Annotated in this window: 22 protein-coding genes; 15 read left to right on the top strand and 7 right to left on the bottom strand. The window is 45.1% G+C overall.

All coding sequences use genetic code 11. The annotated features are described in order from the left end of the window. The first annotated feature begins 76 nt into the window (after positions 1-76). Together IX95_RS11725 and IX95_RS11720 are read left to right on the top strand one after the other, a co-directional pair. A complete protein-coding gene (locus IX95_RS11725; RefSeq protein ID WP_038160148.1) occupies positions 77-1,246 on the top strand; it encodes a tetratricopeptide repeat protein in 1,170 nt (389 codons plus the stop codon). Between the two features lie 303 nt (positions 1,247-1,549). Further along, complete coding sequence (locus tag IX95_RS11720; RefSeq protein ID WP_038160147.1) at positions 1,550-2,452, top strand: DMT family transporter; 903 nt, start codon at positions 1,550-1,552, stop codon at positions 2,450-2,452. Here IX95_RS11720 and IX95_RS11715 read toward each other — a convergent pair. Further along, positions 2,449-2,913 (bottom strand): GNAT family N-acetyltransferase, encoded by a 465-nt coding sequence (locus IX95_RS11715; protein WP_006961572.1) that lies wholly within the window; start codon positions 2,911-2,913, stop codon positions 2,449-2,451. The genes IX95_RS11720 and IX95_RS11715 overlap by 4 nt on opposite strands. A 278-nt stretch (positions 2,914-3,191) precedes the next feature. Between IX95_RS11715 and IX95_RS11710 the strand changes: the two genes are divergently transcribed. After that, the gene (locus tag IX95_RS11710) at positions 3,192-4,622 is read left to right on the top strand and encodes a methyl-accepting chemotaxis protein (RefSeq protein ID WP_038160146.1); all 1,431 of its coding nucleotides are present in this window, start codon (positions 3,192-3,194) and stop codon (positions 4,620-4,622) included. Positions 4,623-4,691: 69 nt separating this feature from the next. On the opposite strand, the gene IX95_RS11705 is transcribed toward IX95_RS11710, so the two are convergent. Continuing rightward, positions 4,692-5,429, bottom strand: a complete 738-nt coding sequence (locus IX95_RS11705) for a PilZ domain-containing protein (RefSeq protein WP_019274283.1) — start codon at positions 5,427-5,429, stop codon at positions 4,692-4,694. A 170-nt stretch (positions 5,430-5,599) separates the two neighbouring features. Here IX95_RS11705 and IX95_RS11700 point away from each other — a divergent pair, with 170 nt between their 5' ends. Next, entirely contained in the window at positions 5,600-5,887 is a 288-nt protein-coding gene (locus tag IX95_RS11700) for a GNAT family N-acetyltransferase (RefSeq protein ID WP_038160144.1), read from the top strand. Continuing rightward, the gene (locus IX95_RS11695) at positions 5,884-6,861 is read left to right on the top strand and encodes a phosphotransferase (RefSeq protein ID WP_038160141.1); all 978 of its coding nucleotides are present in this window, start codon (positions 5,884-5,886) and stop codon (positions 6,859-6,861) included. The genes IX95_RS11700 and IX95_RS11695 overlap by 4 nt, the downstream gene beginning before the upstream one ends. A 31-nt stretch (positions 6,862-6,892) precedes the next feature. On the opposite strand, the gene IX95_RS11690 is transcribed toward IX95_RS11695, so the two are convergent. Beyond that, positions 6,893-7,390, bottom strand: coding sequence for a GNAT family N-acetyltransferase (locus tag IX95_RS11690; RefSeq protein WP_038160137.1), 498 nt, complete (start codon positions 7,388-7,390; stop codon positions 6,893-6,895). Between the two features lie 212 nt (positions 7,391-7,602). On the opposite strand from IX95_RS11690, the gene IX95_RS11685 reads away from it, so the two are divergent. Beyond that, the gene (locus IX95_RS11685) at positions 7,603-8,781 is read left to right on the top strand and encodes an MFS transporter (RefSeq protein WP_038160134.1); all 1,179 of its coding nucleotides are present in this window, start codon (positions 7,603-7,605) and stop codon (positions 8,779-8,781) included. Positions 8,782-8,914: 133 nt separating this feature from the next. Continuing rightward, positions 8,915-9,652 (top strand): RNA methyltransferase, encoded by a 738-nt coding sequence (locus tag IX95_RS11680; RefSeq protein ID WP_038160131.1) that lies wholly within the window; start codon positions 8,915-8,917, stop codon positions 9,650-9,652. A 65-nt stretch (positions 9,653-9,717) separates the two neighbouring features. Here the strand turns inward: IX95_RS11680 and fdxA are convergent, their stop codons facing one another. Further along, positions 9,718-10,041, bottom strand: a complete 324-nt coding sequence (gene fdxA, locus IX95_RS11675; protein WP_038160128.1) for a ferredoxin FdxA — start codon at positions 10,039-10,041, stop codon at positions 9,718-9,720. 204 nt (positions 10,042-10,245) lie between these two features. On the opposite strand from fdxA, the gene IX95_RS11670 reads away from it, so the two are divergent. Then, positions 10,246-11,862, top strand: a complete 1,617-nt coding sequence (locus IX95_RS11670; RefSeq protein ID WP_006961561.1) for an NAD(P)/FAD-dependent oxidoreductase — start codon at positions 10,246-10,248, stop codon at positions 11,860-11,862. A gap of 35 nt (positions 11,863-11,897) precedes the next feature. Here IX95_RS11670 and IX95_RS11665 read toward each other — a convergent pair whose 3' ends face one another. Further along, complete coding sequence (locus IX95_RS11665; protein ID WP_038160126.1) at positions 11,898-12,833, bottom strand: LysR family transcriptional regulator; 936 nt, start codon at positions 12,831-12,833, stop codon at positions 11,898-11,900. Between the two features lie 340 nt (positions 12,834-13,173). On the opposite strand from IX95_RS11665, the gene IX95_RS11660 reads away from it, so the two are divergent. Further along, the gene (locus IX95_RS11660) at positions 13,174-13,626 is read left to right on the top strand and encodes an Lrp/AsnC family transcriptional regulator (RefSeq protein WP_019274291.1); all 453 of its coding nucleotides are present in this window, start codon (positions 13,174-13,176) and stop codon (positions 13,624-13,626) included. A gap of 145 nt (positions 13,627-13,771) precedes the next feature. Further along, a complete protein-coding gene (locus tag IX95_RS11655) occupies positions 13,772-14,677 on the top strand; it encodes a DMT family transporter (RefSeq protein ID WP_038160124.1) in 906 nt (301 codons plus the stop codon). A 31-nt stretch (positions 14,678-14,708) separates the two neighbouring features. On the opposite strand, the gene IX95_RS11650 is transcribed toward IX95_RS11655, so the two are convergent. Continuing rightward, positions 14,709-15,374 (bottom strand): hypothetical protein, encoded by a 666-nt coding sequence (locus IX95_RS11650; protein ID WP_038160121.1) that lies wholly within the window; start codon positions 15,372-15,374, stop codon positions 14,709-14,711. A gap of 65 nt (positions 15,375-15,439) precedes the next feature. Continuing rightward, positions 15,440-15,871, bottom strand: coding sequence for a c-type cytochrome (locus IX95_RS11645; protein WP_038160118.1), 432 nt, complete (start codon positions 15,869-15,871; stop codon positions 15,440-15,442). A 143-nt stretch (positions 15,872-16,014) separates the two neighbouring features. Here IX95_RS11645 and IX95_RS11640 point away from each other — a divergent pair, with 143 nt between their 5' ends. The 5 genes from IX95_RS11640 (at position 16,015) to IX95_RS11620 (ending at position 20,932) form a co-directional block, all read left to right on the top strand. Continuing rightward, positions 16,015-16,641: a cytochrome b/b6 domain-containing protein gene (locus tag IX95_RS11640; RefSeq protein WP_038160114.1), complete on the top strand. Its 627-nt coding sequence runs from the start codon at positions 16,015-16,017 to the stop codon at positions 16,639-16,641. Between the two features lie 25 nt (positions 16,642-16,666). Continuing rightward, positions 16,667-17,095 carry a MarR family winged helix-turn-helix transcriptional regulator gene (locus IX95_RS11635; RefSeq protein ID WP_038160111.1) on the top strand — a complete coding sequence of 143 codons (429 nt, stop codon included), beginning with the start codon at positions 16,667-16,669 and terminating at the stop codon, positions 17,093-17,095. Between the two features lie 13 nt (positions 17,096-17,108). Then, entirely contained in the window at positions 17,109-18,107 is a 999-nt protein-coding gene (locus IX95_RS11630; RefSeq protein WP_006961545.1) for a succinylglutamate desuccinylase/aspartoacylase family protein, read from the top strand. Positions 18,108-18,358: 251 nt separating this feature from the next. Next, complete coding sequence (gene yfcC / locus IX95_RS11625; protein WP_038160492.1) at positions 18,359-19,837, top strand: putative basic amino acid antiporter YfcC; 1,479 nt, start codon at positions 18,359-18,361, stop codon at positions 19,835-19,837. A gap of 105 nt (positions 19,838-19,942) precedes the next feature. Further along, positions 19,943-20,932, top strand: coding sequence for a succinylglutamate desuccinylase/aspartoacylase family protein (locus IX95_RS11620; protein ID WP_038160109.1), 990 nt, complete (start codon positions 19,943-19,945; stop codon positions 20,930-20,932). Positions 20,933-20,953: the final 21 nt, after the last annotated feature.

The following is a 20,953-nucleotide window of genomic DNA, read 5'->3' as shown; positions in this document are numbered from 1 at the left end:
CCTCAACTTTTGTTGTGGCTGGCCGACAAGAATTTCATACGACAAAACGCCAGTCGAAGGTGAAGAAAAGATATAGATGAATGTTATAGGGATCGCCATCGGGGCGACCGGTTTGTTACTGCTTTGCATGTTCATGTGGATGCTTGCACTTCAGCTGCGTAAGAAACGACTGGAGCAAGAGCGTAAAGAGCGTGAAATCGCTTACCGGAAAGCAATGGAAAAAAACCGTAAGCAAGAACATGAAGATCGGATTCATAAGGCCGAGAGTGGCCATATTCCGACCATCCTGTTTTTGGCGAAGGAAGCTGAACGTTCAAGACTGAAAGAAGCACTGTACTGGTACAACAAAGCAGCGCGGCTGGACAACGTCACAGGCATGTACGGTGTTGTTCGCATCAGTAATAAGATGAATCAGGACTTAGTGCTGAGAGAAGAAGCTAAATTCTGGCAAACATGTATTCCTGCGATGGAAGGCAGCATTCCCCATAAATTTGAAATGGCGACAGCTTTATTCTATGGTCGAGGAACGGATCAGAACATTGGTAAAGCGATTCAAATATTGAAGCAGGCAGCGGAGCAGAATTATGTCGACGCCCTGATATTTCTAGGTGACTGGTATGCGTCACCGCATAACCCTGAACCTAAACCAAGCCTATCCACAGAGTATTATCAGAAAGCCGCTGCGTTGCGAAACAATGAAGGGCGTATGAAGCTTGGGTTGAACTACATTCACGGTATTGGCGTGGCGTCTAATCATGCCAGAGGGTGTTACTGGCTCGAACGCGCGGCCGAAAAAGGTTACACCGACGCTATGTATAATGCTGGTGAAGCTTGGATGAATCATCGTCCAAATGGCAATGCGATTGCTTATATTTGGTTGTTCTTGGCTGGGCAGTTAGGTCATGAGCCTGCAAGAGTATTGCGTGACCAAGTAGCATTAAACCTTGGTGTGGATACGGTTGTGGGTTTGCAATCTTTATCTAAGCCTATCCTAAAGAAAATTAAAGATAAGAAAGTCAGCAAGCACGCTGTGATTAAAGCGCTCAACAAGTTATATAAGCGCAATATTCCCCTTGAAGAGAAAGAGGTACTTGGTAGCCAGGCTACTGAGGAGCTCGAATTGGATCTTTCTCAAGAGCCTCTGGTTTCTCCAGATGATGGCAGTGACCCTCAACCAGAGAATGACGCTCAACCTGCAATTAAAGAGAAGCTCGATTTTTCTCAATCTAATATCGACAAAGCATGATATGCGGCCCCTTACTTGTTAAGGGGCTTTGTTTTTATACAGACTCTCCAGTTGCATCTTCTCGTCGCACGGACATGTAGTGGGCATCGGTATTCGCGTTGCGATTTTGAACGAGATGAATCTATTTAACTTACCCAAACCGACCTAAAAAATAGTCTTTAAATTCATTGTGATAATCTCGAAGCAAGCGTATGAAATGCGTTAACTGAGAATATGGCCATTTTCGGAAATGTAATGCAATTTATGATTGATTCTGCTTAACAATTGATTCACATTAGGCGCAAACAATAAGAGGGATAAATCATGTCTACCGCTAGTTTCCTGCGCTTAATCTGTCTCGCTGCAATTTGGGGTGGCTCTTTTCTGTTTATGAAGATTGCCGCCAATACGTTTGGTCCAGCCTATTTGATTGAGTTCAGAGTGGGTTTTGCTGCGATCAGTTTGTTACTCGTCTCTCTTTACCTGCGTAAGAAATTAGCTTTCAGAAGTCACTTTAAACACTTCATGATCATTGGATTGTTTAATACGGCGTTACCTTTTTTATTGTTCGCTTACGCCGCTCAGACACTCAATGCATCGACTTTGTCCGTTCTGAACTCAACGGCGGCGATTTGGGGAGCACTGATTGGCGTGTTCTGGCATAAATCCCTTCTGACCAGTAAAGCAATATTTGGCATGTTGCTTGGTGTGAGTGGCGTTGTTGTGCTAGTTGGCTGGGATGCGGTGAACATTGGTATTAGCGCAGCACTACCCATTGCCGCAGGTGTCATGGCAGCTTGCTGTTATGGAATTGCGACCAACTATACCAAAACAGCTCCTAAAGTAGCTGCATTTGAAAATGCGCACGGAAACATGTGGGCGGCCGTTCTGTGGATATTACCTTTGCTTCCATTTGTCCCGATGCAAGGTGAGCCAAGCACCCACGAAATGCTCTCTGTGGTTGCGCTGGGTGTGGTTTGCACAGGTGTGGCTTATTTACTCTATTTCCGATTAGTGGCTGATGAAGGCGCGGCATCTGCACTGTCGGTAACATTTTTGATCCCGGTGTTTGGCATTATGTGGGGAGCGTTGATCCTTGACGAGCCGATAGGCCTCAATACCTTTGCCGGAACCATACTTGTGCTGTCTGGTACTATGCTTGTGACGGGGTTCTCTCCTGCCCAGCTGTTAAAGAAATCACGTGTCGCTGAGCAGGTCTCGGGTTAACGCTCGTTTAGATCGAGAGTCATAAAGTTACTATTTGGGTCAGGTTGGTAGTCAGCGAAAGGAGAGCAGTATTCAAAGCCAAACTTTTGATACAGTTCTCTGGCAGGCTTAAAGAAGGACATCGAGCCTGTCTCTAGACTAATCCGCTGATAGCCTCTCAGTTTTGCCTGTTCAATCGCATACTGAAGAAGAGCTGAGGCGACACCTTTATTTCGCGCGCTAGGTGTTGTCCTCATTGATTTCAACTCAGCATGTGACTCAGACAGCTCTTTAATGGCGGCACAACCTAAGAGTTGTTCTTCTTTCCAGCCTGTCCAAAAAGTGACTTCAGGGGCTTTTAAGGCAGATGTATCCAGAGCGTGAACACTCTCAGGTGGCGATGTCGCATTCATATCCGCCAAGTGTTCTTGGAGCAAATGGATGACATCAGGGTGGTCTAATTCGTCTACTATTATCTTCATCACTTCTCCTTGTTGATGGTGTACAAATAATCTAAATCTTCCGTAGAAATTTCTCAATCACCGCTAATCAATCAGTTGCTTAAATGTTGCGAATGTAATGAGTTGTTGCAGAACGATAGGCCGTATAAGTAAGGGTTAGATCTCATAAATGACATTTCAGTAGTATTACATTTCATTGTAACTTGATTCATGTCTCATAAATTACTCTTATAGGCCGATAGTTTTATATAACCAACATTCCGTATAGGGAGTTCTTGGTTAGAAGAGGCAGGATTAACATGAAAGAAGTAGATTTCAGAACGATAGATAAGCTTTTTATTAAGATGTCTATCAATGACAAAATGTGGGTGATTTTTGCCATTTTTCTTGTTGCTATTGGCAGCATCGCTGGTGGAAATTATTACTCTAAAATTGAACAAATTGAGAAAACGGCGATTTTAGCCGCGAGTCATCAACTCGATGGGATGTTGAGTACGGGTTCTGAAGCGTCAATAGCTGGCCAAGCCAATATTGGCAAGGTCTCAAGCATCAGTAAACCTGCTTACAACAACGGCATTGTGACGGTGTCTCAAACCAGTAAGGATGGCAATGTTTATCAACTGACTTTAAACAATCAGGTACAAGATCAGCAAGCTCGGTCTCAAGCCCTATCCAGTTTCTTCTTTAGTTTTGTTTGGGTGATTCCTTTTGCAGTATTTTGTTACTGGGTTGCGACGTTTATTGGTGGAGCGTTATGGGTGCTTTACACCACGACTCAAAAAATTGGCGAAGGCGATCTGACTTCGCGTTTGGGCTTCCACCCAGGACGAGACGAGTTCGGTACTATTGGTTGCGCTCTTGATAAAGCAATGGATACGCTGACGGACTTAGTGAACAACGTGAAAGAGAATGCCAACACATTAAGTGAAACCTCTGCTTCGTTTGAAGAAGAGATGAAGTTGAGTGAGTCTCAGATCAGCAACCAGTACGCGTCTTTAGATTCTGTTGCGACAGCGATGGAAGAGATGACGGCTTCTGCGAAAGAAGTGTCCAACATTTCACAGCAAGCCATGGGGCAAACGGAACAAGATTCGCAACACATCGATGGCAGCCACAAGCGTGTCCAGTCCGCGATCAACGAGATCGATAAACTGTCGAGCTATATCGAGCAAGCTTCTAGCTCTGTTGCAACGCTGAATGACAATACGACTCAAATTAATGAAGTGATCACGACGATCAATGCGATTTCAGAGCAAACGAATCTGCTGGCACTCAATGCTGCGATTGAAGCGGCGCGCGCAGGTGAGCAAGGCCGAGGGTTTGCAGTGGTAGCGGATGAGGTTCGTACTTTAGCTAGTCGTACTCAGGCAGCAACCGTTGAGATTCAGTCAATGATTGAAAAATTGCAGGCAGAAAGCCAAAACATTGCTTCGATTACTGAACAGACTGTAGAGCAAGCTCGCACCAGTAGCGATTTAATTGAAGACATTGGCAGTGATGTGCAATCTATTTCCGAATCGGCGCGTGGTATCATGGATATGAGTATTCAGATTTCTACCTCCGCGGAAGAGCAGAGTGCGGTGGCAAATGACATTGCTTCTGAGCTGAGTGATATCCGTACTCAGTCTAATACTATCCGCAGTGTGGCTGAGCAGTCTTCAAAAGGTGTCGCCAACCTGACTCAGGCGTCCATTTCACTGGCTGATATCCTTAAGCAATATCGCACTTAACGTTTATCAGACGTTAAAAAGGCTTGGTTAATCACCAAGCCTTTTTTATTGCTGTGTTTTTAGAAAAACCTAACGCAGTGTCAGTTTAGAACCATCAAATTTCAGGTTCGCCAGCAAGTGTTTAGCATTGGTGGTTCCGTTTTCATCGAATTGGACACCGTAACGTGCGTAATGCAGCGAGCTTTGCAGATTACATATCTTGCCATATAAAGGCTCAAACTTACTTGATTTTCCCATGCTAGAGTGCACTTCCAAAGCAATCTCATCGCCAATTTGAAACGCGCGACTTAATGGGGCAGTGACAAAACGGCAACCACTTTTTGAAAGATCGCGAATCTGACAATCGAGTCTATGAGTCGATGCATTAACACGAGCGGCAAGATTCACATCATACCTAGGCTCTTTACGTAATTGGGTGACCTGCATGGCATTGGGAACCGTCAATGCAACGATTGGTACAGGCTCAGTCATTACATGTTCAAGTTGGCTCCGAAAGTGGATAATAGCGCCTTCACCACGATGAGAAATAGCTCTTATCGCAGCCCAAAAGCCTGGTTGGAAGAAAAAGTCGAGATCATCATCTGAGATTTTAGGTAACTCAGCGAGAACCAAGTTTTGAGAATGGGAGCCGATGAATGTTGTTTTGCACCTAAAAGTGGTACCAACGGGTGTTGTGATACCAATAGTGAGTTCTCCTCCGTGTTCCAACATTGCCAGTGCATCAGTACTATTCAACGTGGAAACACTCTTCTCTCTTGAAGGTGATCGTGAAGGTTGATCTTTATTAGCAATCGCCTGAGTATTCATCTAGCCTCCATTAGAGTCGCCATGTTATCGTTTTAGGAATAGGCAAAGTTATCCTTAGTTAAAGAATTATTACTTTCTTGGATGCATTCGATTCTATGTGTGCTTTACCGTTTGTTCAAATAGCAAAATACTCAATAAGTTTGAGCTAGATATCATTTTTGGGAGTCTGCATGTTACATAAGGTAGTTTTTGATGAACCAAACTCACTTTTTCGTGTTTCTCTAGAAGCAGAACATGAAGCTATTATGAAGTTCGAAGTACATGATGATGTCTACGTCATCACGTCGACCAAAGTGCCGGAGGCTTTGCAAGGAAAAGGGTATGGGAAAGTGATGATGGAAACGATCTTGCCAGAGCTTGAGCGTCTTGGAGTCACAATCAAACCTGTCTGTAGTTACGTTGTGCATTATATGTCCCGTCATCCAGAATGGTCCCACTTGCTTGCGGAACAGCCATGAGCACCTCCTATGACTACCAAGCTTTGAGTCAACGTTTAGGTTATACAGAACTTAAAGGCACTGAAGTTTTGCAATCGTTGTGGAGTGGCTATGGCGAATTGGTCAGGCTCCATGTAGATGAAACCAGTATTGTTATCAAGCATGTGCAATTGCCTAAACCTTCCCATCATCCGAGAGGCTGGAATAGCGATCTCTCCCATCAACGTAAACTGAAATCCTATCAGGTTGAGCTGCATTGGTATCAGAGCTTTGCTCAGGTGGCCCATTGTTATTGTCCGCAACCTAAGCCTATAGTCGTTGAACAGCAAGGGACGGAACTCCTTCTGGTGATGGAAGACTTACATCAACTGGGTTACACCCAAACTCATCAACGTGCGGGGCCTTTGCAAATGGAAGCCTCGCTAAAGTGGCTTGCTTGGTTTCATGCATCGCATATTGGAGAGCGAGGGGACGGCTTGTGGGAGATCGGTACTTATTGGCACCTAGATACAAGGCCTGATGAGCTGGAAGCGCTAGATGATCTCTCCTTGAAACAAGCTGCAGCTCAAATTGACCAAGTGCTTCGTCAAGCGCCATATCAGACACTGGTTCATGGTGACGCCAAACTGGCTAATTTCTGTTTTACATCTGATGGCAGTGAAGCCGCAGCGGTCGATTTTCAGTATGTTGGGCAGGGATGTGCGATGAAAGATGTCGCTCTGTTCATGAGCAGTGCGGTTGAGCCGGAACAGTGTGATGAAATGGAAAGCTGGATTCTGGATACCTATTTTTCCCACCTTAAACGGGCACTCAACACATTAGAACCTGACATTGATGCCAACGATGTCGAGCAAAGCTGGCGGCCGTTGTTTGCAATTGCATGGGCGGATTTTCATCGATTTGTCAAAGGTTGGAGTCCCGGCCATTGGAAAATCAATGATTACACAGAAGCGTTGGCTTACAAGGCGCTTGAGTTGTTAAAGGCTTACCCTTGAGGTAAGCCTTTTCAATAGCTCGCTATTGCCCTTATGATTCTGGCTTCATCCTGGCCATATAATAAGTGCTTTGGTATTCGCCCTCTCTGAATACCGCATTTTTCGCTTCACCTTCTATTTCAAAGCCAAATTTCTTATAGCACGCGATGGCCGCGCTATTATCGGTATTAACCTCGAGATGAACGCGCTTTATTTGCAGCCAGTTATCCGCTAAATCAAGGACGGTTTCGATCAGCTTACTGGCGATGCCCATTCCATGATAATCATCATGAACTGCTAACCCAAAAGTGCCGCGGTGAGCGGTACGCGGTCGCTGAGAGTGCTCAAAACCGATGTTCCCTACTACTTTTCCATCTAGTTCCGCGACAAAGCTATAGACCCCAGTAGGCATGTTTTCCAGTCGTTGTGTCCACATTGCCACAGATGGCTTAGGGAGTTGGAGGGTTTCACGCTGCGCCTTAGGTTGTGAAAAAATTTCACACATTGCGGTTGCATCGCTCACTAGAGTAGGGCGAATTATTATTTCCATATTATTACCTTCTCGACTGGTTAAACATTACTCAACCATAACGAGCAAGTAACCAAAGATAAAGCATTGTTTTCACTTGTTTTAATAGGTCTAAATTTAACTCTGACATGTTTGAAGCTTGAGCGGTGGCGAAGACGTATAAATTGTAAATAAGTTTGTTTATTTGTTGGCGAAGACTTAAGGTGTTTGAGAGCTCATAAAAGGAATAAAAAATGAACACGTCGGCTGGCTGGAAAACTCCTCAGAATTTTTTGATCATCATTTCTATCGTGGTGCCCATCGCTTTCTCTAGTTGGATGGCGCTGCTCAACAACTTCGTGATTGAAAAGGCGAATTTTGATGGTGCTGATATTGGCCTTCTTCAAAGTGTCCGCGAGATCCCGGGTTTCTTAGCCTTCACTGCCGTATTTGTTTTGATGTTCATTCGGGAACAGAAGTTCATGCTACTCGCGCTTGGGGCGCTTACTCTGGGTACCGCAATTACTGGTTTTTTCCCTTCACTGTTTGGATTGCTATTGACGACTTTATTGATGTCCACTGGCTTTCACTATTTTGAAACTCTAAAGCAGTCGCTCTCTTTGCAGTGGCTTTCAAAAGACGAAGCACCAGAGATGCTGGGTAAGTTTATTTCTGTGGGCGCTTTGGCATCGCTAATCACTTATGGTGCGCTATGGGTCTGTCTGGAAGTGTTTCAATTGGACTTCAAGTGGGTGTATCTGACTTTTGGTGGCATTGGTTTTCTACTGGTGGTTTGGATGGCGTTTGCCTTTCCTCAGTTTCAAACCCAAGTCCAGCAGAATAAAAAACTAGTGCTGCGCAAGCGTTATTGGTTGTACTACGCGCTAACGTTTATGAGTGGTGCACGTCGACAAATCTTTACTGTTTTCGCAGGCTTCTTGATGGTGGAGAAGTTTGGTTACTCGGCGGCAGATATCACCATGCTATTTCTGATCAACTACCTGTTTAACTTCCTGTTTGCAAAAAGAATTGGCAAGTTCATCGGTAAAGTGGGTGAACGTAAAGCACTGTTGTTTGAGTACACAGGTTTGATATTTGTTTTTGTCGGCTACGGCTTGGTGCAGAGTGCGGAATGGGCGGCAGCCTTGTACGTTATTGACCACCTATTCTTTGCTCTAGCATTAGCGATTAAAACCTATCTACAAAAAATTGCCGATCCTGCTGACATGGCTTCGACAGCGGGTGTGTCATTCACCATCAATCATATTGCAGCGGTGTTTATCCCGGTATCCTTTGGCCTTATCTGGTTAGTGTCACCGTCAGCCGTATTCTATATTGGCGCGGCAATGGCGGTCGTTTCGTTCATTTTGTCGCTTAATATTCCCGCCAAGCCTGAAGAGGGTAATGAAGTGCGAGTTCTCCGCTGGAGTTAGAGAGAAAGCGAAGGTTTAGCCTTCGCTTTTTTTGATTGTGGATTAGGGGATGAGACTCTTTAGCTCTGAGGTGCTTTACTCTATAATTGCCGCGCTTTTATCTGGGACATCCCGTTTTCACCTTGGATACATTATGATTTCGAAAAACCAACTCAAATTACTACGTGCTTTAGGCCAAAAGAAACAGCGCAAAGCGCACGGTCTGTTTTTGGTCCAAGGTGAGAAGAACGTACTTGAATTGGTGAACAGTGAGCTTCAAGTAAAACAGATTTTTGCTACACGTGATTTTTTGACCGAAAACCAAGGCCAATTAGGTAACCTCGAATGTATCGAAGCGTCGTTAGATGATCTGACTAAAGCAAGTACGCTGGTCAGCAATAACGCGGCAATTGCGGTGGTAGAAATTCCTTCGGTTACGGTACCTCAAGCTCAGGGCTTGATAATTGCTTTGGATGGTGTGTCAGACCCCGGTAATCTTGGCACCATCATTCGTGTTGCTGACTGGTATGGCATCAAGCATATTGTTGCGAGTAAAGATTGCGCGGACCCGTACAACCCGAAAACCATCAGTGCCACTATGGGCAGTTTTGGCCGTGTCACAGTCAGTCAACTGGATCTGCCAAGTTACTTAGAGCAGGCAAGCATTCCTGTTTATGGCGCGTTCTTGGAAGGCGAAAGTATCCACAAAACCGAATTTAACGCTGAGGGTATTCTTCTGATGGGCAGTGAATCTCATGGTATACGTGAGCAAGCCGCTCAGTTTGTCACCGACAAGATAACCATTCCCGCTTTTGGTGGTGCAGAGTCACTCAACGTGGCGATGGCGACGGGAATTATTTTAGATAACTTGCGTCGTCAGCATGGTGAATAAAAAGTCCTGAATGCAAAAAAGCGCAGTGATTTACTGCGCTTTTTTGTATCTGAAGGTAGAGTGCTTTATTTCTCTAGCATACCCAGTTTATCAGGCACACCATTCCACTTCTCGGCATCATCCATTGCTGGCTTCACTTCGGTTTGTACAGGCCATAGTTCGGCAAGTTCGGCATTTAACTCAACGTAAAGCATTTGGTCTTCAGGCACTTCGTCTTCCTGAAAAATTGCATTCGCGTCACACTCATCGACACATAAGCCGCAGTCAATGCATTCAATCGGATTGATCACCATGAAGTTTGGCCCTTCGTGGAAGGCATCTGCAGGGCATATTGCGACACAGTCAGTATATTTACATTGAATGCAGTTATCGGTTACGACGAACGCCATGATGATCCGCTCTTAAGTTAGTCAAAAATTGAGGAATGGGGATAATACTCATCCCAAGGCAAAATTCAACATCCTCTACTGTGAATGTTTTGTTCTCGCTTGATTTAGTATGACAGACAATTCAATTTCTCGTAAAATGCGCGCCATTGTGAGCTGGTCGCTGAGCGACTCTGGCTAAGACACCTGATATTACGAGACATCAACATGATACGTTTAACTGAAATTAAACTCCCTCTCGACCACGAGGAAGAGGCTCTGATTGCCGCCATCACCAAAAAACTCGGTATTTCTGAAGACCAAGTGATCTCTTTCAATGTATTCCGACGTGGTTATGATGCTCGTAAAAAGACAAATATTCTGTTGATTTACACACTTGATGTTGTCGTTGAAAACGATGAGCCATTGTTGGTGAAATTTGCGGATGACCCGCATGTTAAGCAGACTCCAGATATGGAGTACAAGTTTGTAGCTAAGGCTCCAGAGAACATCACTGAACGTCCGGTGGTTATTGGCTTCGGCCCTTGTGGCTTGTTTGCTGCATTGATTCTCGCGCAAAGTGGCTTTAAGCCGATTGTGGTTGAGCGAGGTAAAGAAGTTCGTGAACGTACCAAAGATACCTTTGGCTTTTGGCGTAAACGTACTCTGAACACAGAATCCAATGTACAGTTCGGTGAAGGTGGCGCAGGTACGTTCTCTGACGGCAAACTCTACAGTCAGGTTAAAGATCCCAACTTCTACGGCAGAAAGGTGATCACTGAGTTCGTGGAAGCGGGCGCTCCAGAAGAAATTCTATACGTCAGTAAGCCGCATATTGGTACTTTTAAACTGGTGACCATGATTGAGAAAATGCGCGCGAAAATCATCGAGCTGGGTGGTGAGATCCGCTTTAGCACTCGCGTCGATGATATCCACATGGACGGAGAGCAAATTACAGGTCTAACACTATCAAACGGTGAAGAGATTCAATCTCGTTATGTTGTGTTAGCGGTTGGACACAGTGCACGTGACACCTTTGAAATGCTTCATGAGCGTGGTGTTTATATGGAAGCTAAGCCGTTTTCTGTCGGCTTCCGTGTTGAGCACAAGCAATCGATGATTGATGAAGCACGTTTTGGTCCTAATGCAGGTAACCCTATTTTGGGTGCTGCGGACTATAAGCTGGTTCACCATTGTAAGAATGGCCGCACCGTTTACAGCTTTTGTATGTGTCCGGGTGGCACAGTGGTTGCGGCAACTTCAGAAGAAGGTCGCGTTGTGACTAATGGTATGAGCCAGTATTCGCGCTCAGAACGTAACGCAAACAGTGCAATTGTTGTAGGTATTGACCCTGAGCGAGATTACCCTGGTGATCCTCTGGCTGGTATCCGTTTCCAGCGTGAGCTTGAGTCAGGTGCTTATGTGCTAGGTGGTGAGAACTATGATGCACCAGCGCAGAAGATTGGTGACTTCCTGAAAGGTCGCGATCCAAGTGAGATTGGTGACGTTCAACCATCTTTTACGCCAGGTATCCATCTGACAGATATTTCTAAAGCGCTACCGGATTTTGCAATCGAAGCGATTCGTGAAGCTATTCCTGCTTTTGATAAGAAGATCAAAGGATTTGCTTCAGAAGACGGCTTACTAACAGGTGTTGAGACCCGAACCTCTTCACCAGTATGCATTAAGCGTGGCAAAGACTTCCAGAGCATCAATTTGAAAGGCTTCTTCCCTGCTGGTGAAGGGGCGGGTTACGCAGGTGGTATTCTATCTGCGGGCATTGATGGTATTAAAGTAGCAGAGGCGCTGGCCAAAGCTATGGTCGCAGATATCGACAACGCATAGTGTTTTGATGATGAGTAAAAGGGTAGCTAAGTAGTTTAGCTGCCCTTTTTTATTTGCTGCTGTTCATTGAAGCGATTTTGCAAGTACTCGATAAAAGTCTTAATCTGGCTGGGTATGTATTTAGATTGAGCATATTGAGCAATAATTTTGCCTTGGTAGTTTCCACCGACATGCCAGTCTTTTAGCACTTCAACTACGTCTCCTGAATCGATGTAAGGCTGAATCACGAACTCAGGAAAAACAGAAATTCCTACTCCACGTAATACCGCTTCTCGGCGAATTTCACTGTGGTTTACCGCGAATGAACCACTCACATTTATCGATAGTTTTTTATTGTTATTGGTGAAGTCCCATATTCGATCTTTTGGATTCTCCCCTAAACACAGACAGTTGTGCTCAGATATACCTTCTGGGTGCGTGGGCATACCATGTTTTTCAATGTAGGAAGGACTGGCACACATGATCAGACGACACTGGCTTAATTGCTTGGCGATTAGGCCTGCTGTGGGGTTGTCAGTGATATGGATGAGTATGTCTACTTCATCACCTATTGGATCGATATAGTGATCGGCGGCTTTAAGCTGCAATGAGATATTGGGGTAGTGGTCGATGAAATCCAAAATCATCGGCATCAAAACTTGTCGTGACAGGGCTTTTGGTGCTGCGACTCGTAACGCGCCGGATACATTCGTTTTGTCAGCCTGAGCGGCGGATATCGCCATTTTGGCTGAGTTCATCATGTCACTACACAGGTTATAAACTTCTTGCCCTGTGGTGCTAAGGCGCATTTTTCGGGTAGTTCTTTCCAGTAGCCTTTCCTGCAATGCACTTTCCAGCCTAGTAATAGAACGACTAACGGAAGACGGTGAGACACCTAACTTCTGGGCGGTTTTTGAAAAACTTCCAGACTCGACAACACTGACGAAAATTGCCATCTCTGATAAGAGAGGGATTAATTTATTTGTGTCCACAGTGCAATTATCCTTTGCATTTTGGCTGTATTGTTTCGCTCAAGTTACTTATGGATACTGAGCAAGTCAATTGACGGTATACCCAGTGCTTCCAATACGTGATGTATGAACAAATAAGAAGTGCTGGGGATGCATCTCAATGATTATCCAGTTAGCTCGTGACTAGAGCGTCGAATCATTGTGAACAAGGGTGAGCTGTCTGGTTTTGATGGTTATGACGGATAGCGCCACTCTCGAAAAATAACCGACTTTTACTCCAGTAGAGTTGTATCGACTCTCTTTACCTAAAACCATCAACCTATAAAAAGCAAATGAATAATAACAACGTAAGGCAGGATATATGATGTCAACGACTAACCTTCAGGGCCTAGATAAACTGGATCGGAAAATTCTCTCTAACCTTTTATCTAATGGCCGCGAGTCAATCGCTAACTTATCGCGTAACATTGGTTTATCGCGCACCGCAGTTACTGAGCGCATCAACCGGTTGGAAAAAACCGGTATCATTAAAGGCTATACCGCTCAAATCAGAGTTGAGCAAGAAGGCAGAACAGCAGCAAGTTACTTGCTGATTTCATGTGAGAAAGGCAAAAAGAATAATGTGACGGAAGCTCTTAGAGAGATTCCAGAGGTAAGGCTGACGAGTATCGTAGGAGGATCTTATGACATTATTGCTCTCATTGAAGCGCCAGATCTTCAGTCGATATATACCCTGTGTAACGAAATAGAGTCGTTTAACGGCATTCAGTCATTAAACAACACCGTAGTACTGCATCAAACTATTCAACGTTAATCTTTTTCGAGATTTGAGCCTGAACCATTAAAACAAATCCCGTGATTCAGTGTTTTTATCACCAACTACAAAGGACTTATTTATTTGGACAAGTGCGCGTACAGGGACGTACTCGCAATAGCATTCACAAGGATGGAGGAATGAAATGACAACAGCTGCAAATTCGCTAAAAAAAGGGAATGTGAGGTTCCCCGTAACGGAATCATTGTTGTTACTGGTTGCGATATTTTGGGGGACGAGTTACGGCCTGACGAAAAGTGCCTTGGCATACACAAGTGTTTTGGTGTTTATTTCGATACGATTTTCGATCACCTTTTTATGTCTGTTACCTGTGGTGATTCGAGACTTTCGCCGAGGATTGAATAAAGACTGGAAGATAGCGATTCCCACTGGTTTTATCCTATCGGCGATTTTTTTCTGTGAAGTGTTTGGTGTTTCCCAAACCTCAGCATCAAACGCGGCATTTTTGATCAGCTTGTCTGTCATTCTGACCGCTTTCGCAGAGCTGTTGATCAATAAAAAGAAAGTCAGTAACACCTTATGGGGACTAACGGCTTGCAGTGTGGCTGGCGTTTTATTACTGACGAGCGAAGAGAGTGTTGAGTTTTCCCTAAACAGTGGTGATTACTTTATTCTAACGGCGGCTCTGCTCCGTGCATTGATGGTTACCATGACCAAGCGGTTTACGGAAGGTAAGGTGATCACCACATCAACCTTAACATCGCTCCAATCTTTAGTTGTGGCATTGGTGGCAATTGTATGCGCCGTCACTTACTTACCTACATCTGAGTTTGTTGTTCCTGCTTCATGGGAGTTTTGGCTAACGGTCATCTATCTCGTCTTGTTCTGTACCTTGTTTGCCTTTTATGTTCAGAACTATGCAGTGCGCCGTACGTCTCCAACGCGCGTATCCTTGCTGATGGGGAGTGAGCCGTTATTCGGCGCCCTATTTGCTATGGCTTGGTTGCAGGAATCATTCACTACAGTTCAGGTTATTGGTGGGGTGTTAATTTTGTTTAGTGTTGTGGTCACGTCGACCAAAGAATCTTAAACAAAAGCGGACTATACAGTCCGCTTTTTTATTATCTACTTAAGCTAATCTTGTGGCCTAAGTGCTGAATTTCGATAGTGGCATAACCTAAAGTTACCGCTTCAAATTGGTTACTGAGTTCACGAGCATGCTGTGCATCTTTTGCAAGGAAAGAGACTGAGTAAATGGGGCGTACGACACCATTAGATAGTTTCTGCGTATCAAGATAAGAGGAGGTAATAAACCCAGCTTGATTGAGGCTGATGACACGCTGCAGGTCGATGCCTAATACTCTGTCCATTTCAAGCGCTTCTATACCTTCTTTCCAAGTGATGACAACACCGTAGTTGTTGTAGACAGGCGTGTTATCTAGCCATTTAGATCCCAACATGCGGATGTTACTGATCTTGACCAGCTCCTTTTTGTACATAGGCAAGTCTTTTAGCTTACGCTGTACATCGGCTTCGCTGTCTGCCTCAAGTACGAACCTCAATAACTGAATCGGTTTGCCATCCACTTTGCTTCGAATAACAAACATATCTTTGACAGCTCCTTGCTCGATTAACTCGCCAAATGCGGCTTTTTGTTCTGGTAGCGTTTTTAATATTTGCTCAGCATTGTCTGTGTTCCATGATAGCTCGACGCCATAGTCCGCAGCGAAGACGGTACCTGAAATAAAAAGAGAGATTAAGAGTACGGATGAGCGAATAAATTTCATGTTATTTCCTTAATAGTTTGAAAATGGCTGTATTTGTTATTGCTGTCTGTTGTTATTAAATGAAGTTACCAGCGAGAACGGTAGCTGCGATGGCAACTGCGGCAGGTATCTTGAGTGCTTTCAAGACCTGATTCGGCCATCGCAATGTCTTTGTTCTGGCTCGCTTGATAGAGGTCTTGAAAGCCTTGATCCATTTGTGTGAGCAATTGATTGAATCTGTCTGGTTTACTCCAGATTTCAGGCTTTGCTTTGCTATCTACATGGCTACCTTGCGGAAAAAGAGTCAGCAGTGCGTGACTGTGGTTTGCTAACTTTTGGCTTTGACTTTCAAGCTTGCTCCAATCGGTATCACCGCCATTCAAGGTTTTGCTGACCAGTTTGCTGGTCGATTCAATGTCTTCAAAGGCATTCTGGCGTTCTGTTATCTGCTGACTAAAGTCTTGTGCAATTGCAGTTAAAGGCAGCACCACTGCTAAACCGATGAGTATCTTTTTCATGTGACTCTCTCCTGATTAATCGATCCGAAAAGGATCTTCTTCGTTGATGAAATTAAATTTACACAGCAATAGTTGCAATTGCAACTATTGCTGTGTAAATTTATGCAAAGATTAGTTCATCAACAATACCGTCGAGGTGGAAAATGAAAGTTTGGGATCTGGCGACACGCCTTTATCACTGGTTACAAGCTGTTTTGTTTATTGCATTAATGGCGTCTGGGTTTTCAGGTAACGGCCCGCATGTACAACTCGGATTAGCCTTGTTCACCCTTATTCTTTGGCGATTAATTTGGGGTTATGTGGGCAGCGAAACCAGCCGTTTCAGGCAGTTTCTACGTTCACCTAAAGTAGTTGTCCGCTATATGATGGGTAGGGCAAGTGCACAACCTGGCCACAATCCAGCGGGTGGGTGGATGGTTGTGGCTATGATCACGGCATTGCTTCTACAGTGCGTTTCTGGTTTGGCGTTAGCTGGGATGTTAGACAATTTGCCTCTGGCGGAAGTTTGGCTAACGGATAGCTTATTCAATATGCTTGAAGTTGTGCATTTAACTTTGGCTAATGTTCTTCCGGTTTTGATCGCGTTGCATGTTGGGGCAATCATTGTTTATAAACTGCGTGCTAAGCCGTTAACTTGGGCGATGGTTACTGGTGTCCAAAAAGGCGTGTCTCAATATCCGACGCTTTTGTTTGTTTCTCAACTTCGAGCTTTGCTAGTGCTAGTTATAGCTACATCAGTTACCATGACAATTATTGCCTTTTCTTTGTAAATTTACTGGTTGAGAGAACTCGTCGATGAGTGAGACGTTTGATAGACAAAGCAGCTTTGGCTGGTTGATCAATGTGGTGGCGAATGATGCTGCAAAAACCTTTGATACGGAACTAAAAAAGCATGGATTAACACTTGCCCTTTGGCCAACGCTTATGTGTTTGTGGGAAGAGGAAGGCGTGACCCAGCGCGATATCGCTCAGAAATCCAAAGTGGAAAATTCAACTACGACACGCACTCTTGATAAGTTGGAAAATTTAGGTCTGGTTGAGCGCCAGCCTGATCCCAACAGCCGCCGTGCTTTTCGTATTTATCTGACTGATGAAGGAAGAGCGTTAAAGGAAACCTTGGTTCCTATCCCTATGGCGATCAATCAAAAGCTGCTTAGCTCGCTTGATCCTAAAGAGCGTGATGAAATCATCCGCCTACTGCAAAAAATGGTCGCCGCTGTTTAAGGGAAGAGAATTGATGACGAAGCCACTAAATGAATGCATTGTGCCCATGTATCCAACGATACAAGCGTTGGACGTTAATGCATTGGAGCCGGGAGAGCATAAATTCTGGTTTGCGGTTGCCACAGATGCCATTGGTCATCCACAGACATTGCCTGTACGTGTGTTTAAAGGTGATAAACCGGGTAAACGTATCATGATTACCGCAGGTGTTCATGGTGATGAGCAAAACGGAATTCTAACGGCACAAAAACTGGCGCGCGAGCTGGAAGGCCAGTCTATCTCAGGCTGCATTACCATAGTGCCTACTGTTAACCTTTCTGGAATCGCAAGGCATAGCCGAGACTTTCATTCTGCTGCCCCCGATAGCTCATCCGCTAACCTTAACCGCGTCTTCCCGGGTAATCCAAATGGGGATGACGCTAGCCGCTACGCCAATAGTCTTTGGGAGAACTTGCTGAAACCCAATGCGGATTTGGCCATCGATCTACATTCTCAGACCAGTGGTTCGGCTTATCCTTTATACGCTTTTGCTGACTATCGATTGGATGATTCGATTCGAATGGCAAGACTCATCAATCCCGATGTGATTCTCAATGATCCAGGAGACCCGGGTATTTTGGAAACGGTTTACAACCGAGCTGATATTCCATCCATCACCATTGAAGTAGGGATAGGTCGATACACTGACTTAGAGATGATTCAGCGCGCGACCACGGGAGTACAGAATGTTCTCAAGGATTATCAGCTTATAGAAGGCGATGTTGTCGATCTGGACCACCCTTGTGTGGAAGGCGAGCGAATCACCAGTGTTCGGGCTGAGCAAGGCGGATTCGTTATTTGCCATGTTGAGCTGATGGATTTGGTTGAAGCAGGGCAGAAGCTGGCTACTCAATACAACAGCTTTGGTGATGAGATCCAGACGTATTACTCACCAATCAAAGCGACTGTGATTAGCCACAATGTTGAGTCGGTTCGTGCTCCGGGGTCATTGGTTGTTCGGTTGATTGATTAGTTATCAATGATGGACTTACCATTTATGTGGCTTTTGGCTGATCGACAATATTTAACAGTGATGAAATTATATTATTAAGAATTGCTATTTTTTCGTATTAAATTGTTTCAAAGAGCGATTTTGAGTTCTTTTATAGTTGAGCATACTAACTAATTGTGTGATGTTTTATGCGTTTTTAAACTATAAATATTCATAAAATGTCACACGTTCAAACACAACAATCTGGGGCAGAAAAAGCCCAAACCTGGCAGATGCCGGACACTTTAGTTCTCATCTTTATTATCGGTATCTTCGCTGCCATCCTCACCTACTTTGTACCCGCTGGTTCATTTGACAGTCAGGAAGTGGCCTACATCGCGGATGGAGTAGAAAAAACACGTTCAGTCATCGACCCTGAATCTTTCTCTTATGAGAGGGATGAGCAAGGGGAACTGGTGTACAACAGCGTTGGTTTTTTTGCATCGGGTGGCGGTATTGGCCTGATGAACTTTCCCTTTGAAGGGCTGGTTTCAGGTTCTAAATGGGGCAGTGCTATTGGCGTTATCATGTTCATGTTGCTCATCGGGGGCTCGTTTGGCGTCGTCATCCGCACTGGCACAATAGACAACGGTATCCTCTACCTGATTGACAAAACAAAAGGCAGCGAGATCTTATTTATTCCAGTGCTCTTCCTGCTGTTTTCTTTGGGCGGAGCCGTTTTTGGTATGGGCGAAGAAGCGGTCTCTTTTGCCATTATCATCGCGCCATTAATGGTGAGATTGGGTTATGACAGCATCACTACCGTAATGGTGACTTATGTCGCGACCCAAATAGGTTTTGCGACGTCTTGGATGAACCCATTTTCCGTTGCAATTGCACAAGGTATTGCCGGAGTTCCGGTGCTGTCTGGGATGACGATGCGAATGGTCATGTGGGCAGGCTTCACCCTACTAGCTATTGGTTTTACCATGGCTTATGCATCGCGAATTAAAGCTAACCCAAGCAAATCGATCACCTACAACACAGATGCTTACTTTAGAAAGCAGGATTCATCAGACCAACCAGCGGTAAAATGGACATTCGGTGATACATTAGTGCTGCTAACCGTGGTTGGCACAACAGCTTGGGTTGTTTGGGGGGTTGTCGCTCACGCATGGTATATCCCAGAAATTGCCTCTCAGTTTTTCACTATGGGCTTCATTGTGGCGATTCTTGGCACGATCTTCCGCCTTAATGGGATGACGTTAAACGATGCGTCGGCGGCGTTTAAAGATGGTGCAAGTATCATGCTGGCACCTGCGTTACTGGTTGGTTGTGCCAAAGGTGTGTTGCTGATCCTTGGCGGAGGCTCAACTGATGAAGCCAGTGTCCTAAACTCGATTTTAAATAGCGCAGGAAGCTTGATCAGCGGTTTGCCAGATGTGATGGCGGCTTGGCTGATGTATGTGTTCCAATCCATCTTTAACTTCTTTGTTACCTCTGGTTCTGGTCAGGCAGCACTTACTATGCCGTTGTTAGCTCCTCTGGCTGACATCGCAGGTGTGACACGGCAAGTTGCGGTATTGGCTTTCCAGCTGGGTGACGGCTTTACCAACATCATCGTTCCGACCTCAGCCTCTCTAATGGCTACGCTGGGTGTGTGTCGCATTGACTGGGGCGTTTGGGTCAAGTTCTGTGGTCGCTTTATGTTGATTTTGTTCGGGCTTTCCAGCATCGTCGTGGTTGCCGCGCACATGGCGGGATTTGCCTAACAAAATTCTAATCTGGTGCTATTCACAACTAGCAACAGGGATTAAAGTAAGCTGTTTTTTCAAGGCGAGTGTATGCTCGCCTTTGTTCTATAAGGAAGTTTGGGTATGTCTGACGTTGCCCCTGTGGTGGAACATTTTCCAATTATTCATTCGCTTGATGTTGACTCACTGCAAGCGGGTGAGCATGCGTTTTTATATGCCGTTGCAACGGATGCACTTGGTTTGTGGCAGCAAATGCCAGTCCGAGTATTTAAAGGTGCGAAGCCTGGTCCAAAAGTCATGATCACCGCAGGTGTTCATGGGGATGAGCAAAACGGTATTGTTACCGCTCTGAAAGTAGCAAAAGCCTTGGCAGGGCAATCGCTGGCAGGGTGCGTTACTATCGTCCCAACCATCAACCTAAGCGGCATTCTTCACCATAGTCGTGACTTTCACACCGTTGATCCGGATGTCTCTTCCGCTAACCTCAATCGCTTTTTCCCCGGAGATAAGGCGGGCAATGAAGCGGCGCGTTATTTAGGGAACCTTTGGCAGCATGTCCTTAAGCCCAATGCCGAAATCGCGATTGACTTGCATACTCAAACCACCGGCACCAGCTACCCGCTATACGTGTTTGCTGACTACCGTATTGAGCAGGCAAGGATACTGGCTAAGCTAATGAATCCAGACGTCATTTTGAACGATCCGGGTGAGTCAGGCGTTTTGGAATCCACTTGGAATCAACATGGTGTACCAAGCATCACTGTGGAGGTCGGTTCTGGCCGATACCATGATGCCGAAATGGTTGAGCGCGCCGCAGAAGGTGTTCTGAATGTGCTGCGCTATCATAAGGTGTTATTTGGGGAGGTTGTTGAAAATGCCTCTTGCCTCGAAGGGAAGCAAGTCATCAGCATTCGAGCGAAGCAAGGTGGTTTTGTCGAGCCAAAGGTGTCTTTGTTGCAGAAGGTTGAGAAGGGTGAGTTGCTCGCGATTCAATACAACAGTCTAGGGTTTGATGTCGCAAGTTACTATGCCCCGGAATCTGGCACTGTTCTCAGTTGTAACCTAGAAGCACTACGTTCTCCGGGGTCTCTCATTGTTAGGATGATTAAGTAAACATCGTTTGGCTCGATGTCT

Source organism: Vibrio sp. B183, from assembly GCF_000740665.1.
GTDB classification, from domain to species: Bacteria; Pseudomonadota; Gammaproteobacteria; order Enterobacterales; family Vibrionaceae; genus Vibrio; species Vibrio coralliilyticus.
The sequence above is the reverse complement of the archived record's forward strand: the minus strand, read 5'-3'. Positions and strand labels throughout refer to the sequence as shown.

Excerpts from the sequence above, each read along its gene's own strand:
- IX95_RS11725 (WP_038160148.1), top strand. The coding sequence starts at position 77 with ATGAATGTTATAGGGATCGCCATCGGGGCGACCGGTTTGTTACTGCTT.
- IX95_RS11720 (WP_038160147.1), top strand. The coding sequence starts at position 1,550 with ATGTCTACCGCTAGTTTCCTGCGCTTAATCTGTCTCGCTGCAATTTGG.
- IX95_RS11715 (WP_006961572.1), bottom strand. The coding sequence starts at position 2,913 with ATGAAGATAATAGTAGACGAATTAGACCACCCTGATGTCATCCATTTG.
- IX95_RS11710 (WP_038160146.1), top strand. The coding sequence starts at position 3,192 with ATGAAAGAAGTAGATTTCAGAACGATAGATAAGCTTTTTATTAAGATG.
- IX95_RS11705 (WP_019274283.1), bottom strand. The coding sequence starts at position 5,429 with ATGAATACTCAGGCGATTGCTAATAAAGATCAACCTTCACGATCACCT.
- IX95_RS11700 (WP_038160144.1), top strand. The coding sequence starts at position 5,600 with ATGTTACATAAGGTAGTTTTTGATGAACCAAACTCACTTTTTCGTGTT.
- IX95_RS11695 (WP_038160141.1), top strand. The coding sequence starts at position 5,884 with ATGAGCACCTCCTATGACTACCAAGCTTTGAGTCAACGTTTAGGTTAT.
- IX95_RS11690 (WP_038160137.1), bottom strand. The coding sequence starts at position 7,390 with ATGGAAATAATAATTCGCCCTACTCTAGTGAGCGATGCAACCGCAATG.
- IX95_RS11685 (WP_038160134.1), top strand. The coding sequence starts at position 7,603 with ATGAACACGTCGGCTGGCTGGAAAACTCCTCAGAATTTTTTGATCATC.
- IX95_RS11680 (WP_038160131.1), top strand. The coding sequence starts at position 8,915 with ATGATTTCGAAAAACCAACTCAAATTACTACGTGCTTTAGGCCAAAAG.
- fdxA (WP_038160128.1), bottom strand. The coding sequence starts at position 10,041 with ATGGCGTTCGTCGTAACCGATAACTGCATTCAATGTAAATATACTGAC.
- IX95_RS11670 (WP_006961561.1), top strand. The coding sequence starts at position 10,246 with ATGATACGTTTAACTGAAATTAAACTCCCTCTCGACCACGAGGAAGAG.
- IX95_RS11660 (WP_019274291.1), top strand. The coding sequence starts at position 13,174 with ATGATGTCAACGACTAACCTTCAGGGCCTAGATAAACTGGATCGGAAA.
- IX95_RS11655 (WP_038160124.1), top strand. The coding sequence starts at position 13,772 with ATGACAACAGCTGCAAATTCGCTAAAAAAAGGGAATGTGAGGTTCCCC.
- IX95_RS11650 (WP_038160121.1), bottom strand. The coding sequence starts at position 15,374 with ATGAAATTTATTCGCTCATCCGTACTCTTAATCTCTCTTTTTATTTCA.
- IX95_RS11645 (WP_038160118.1), bottom strand. The coding sequence starts at position 15,871 with ATGAAAAAGATACTCATCGGTTTAGCAGTGGTGCTGCCTTTAACTGCA.
- IX95_RS11640 (WP_038160114.1), top strand. The coding sequence starts at position 16,015 with ATGAAAGTTTGGGATCTGGCGACACGCCTTTATCACTGGTTACAAGCT.
- IX95_RS11635 (WP_038160111.1), top strand. The coding sequence starts at position 16,667 with ATGAGTGAGACGTTTGATAGACAAAGCAGCTTTGGCTGGTTGATCAAT.
- IX95_RS11630 (WP_006961545.1), top strand. The coding sequence starts at position 17,109 with ATGACGAAGCCACTAAATGAATGCATTGTGCCCATGTATCCAACGATA.
- yfcC (WP_038160492.1), top strand. The coding sequence starts at position 18,359 with ATGCCGGACACTTTAGTTCTCATCTTTATTATCGGTATCTTCGCTGCC.
- IX95_RS11620 (WP_038160109.1), top strand. The coding sequence starts at position 19,943 with ATGTCTGACGTTGCCCCTGTGGTGGAACATTTTCCAATTATTCATTCG.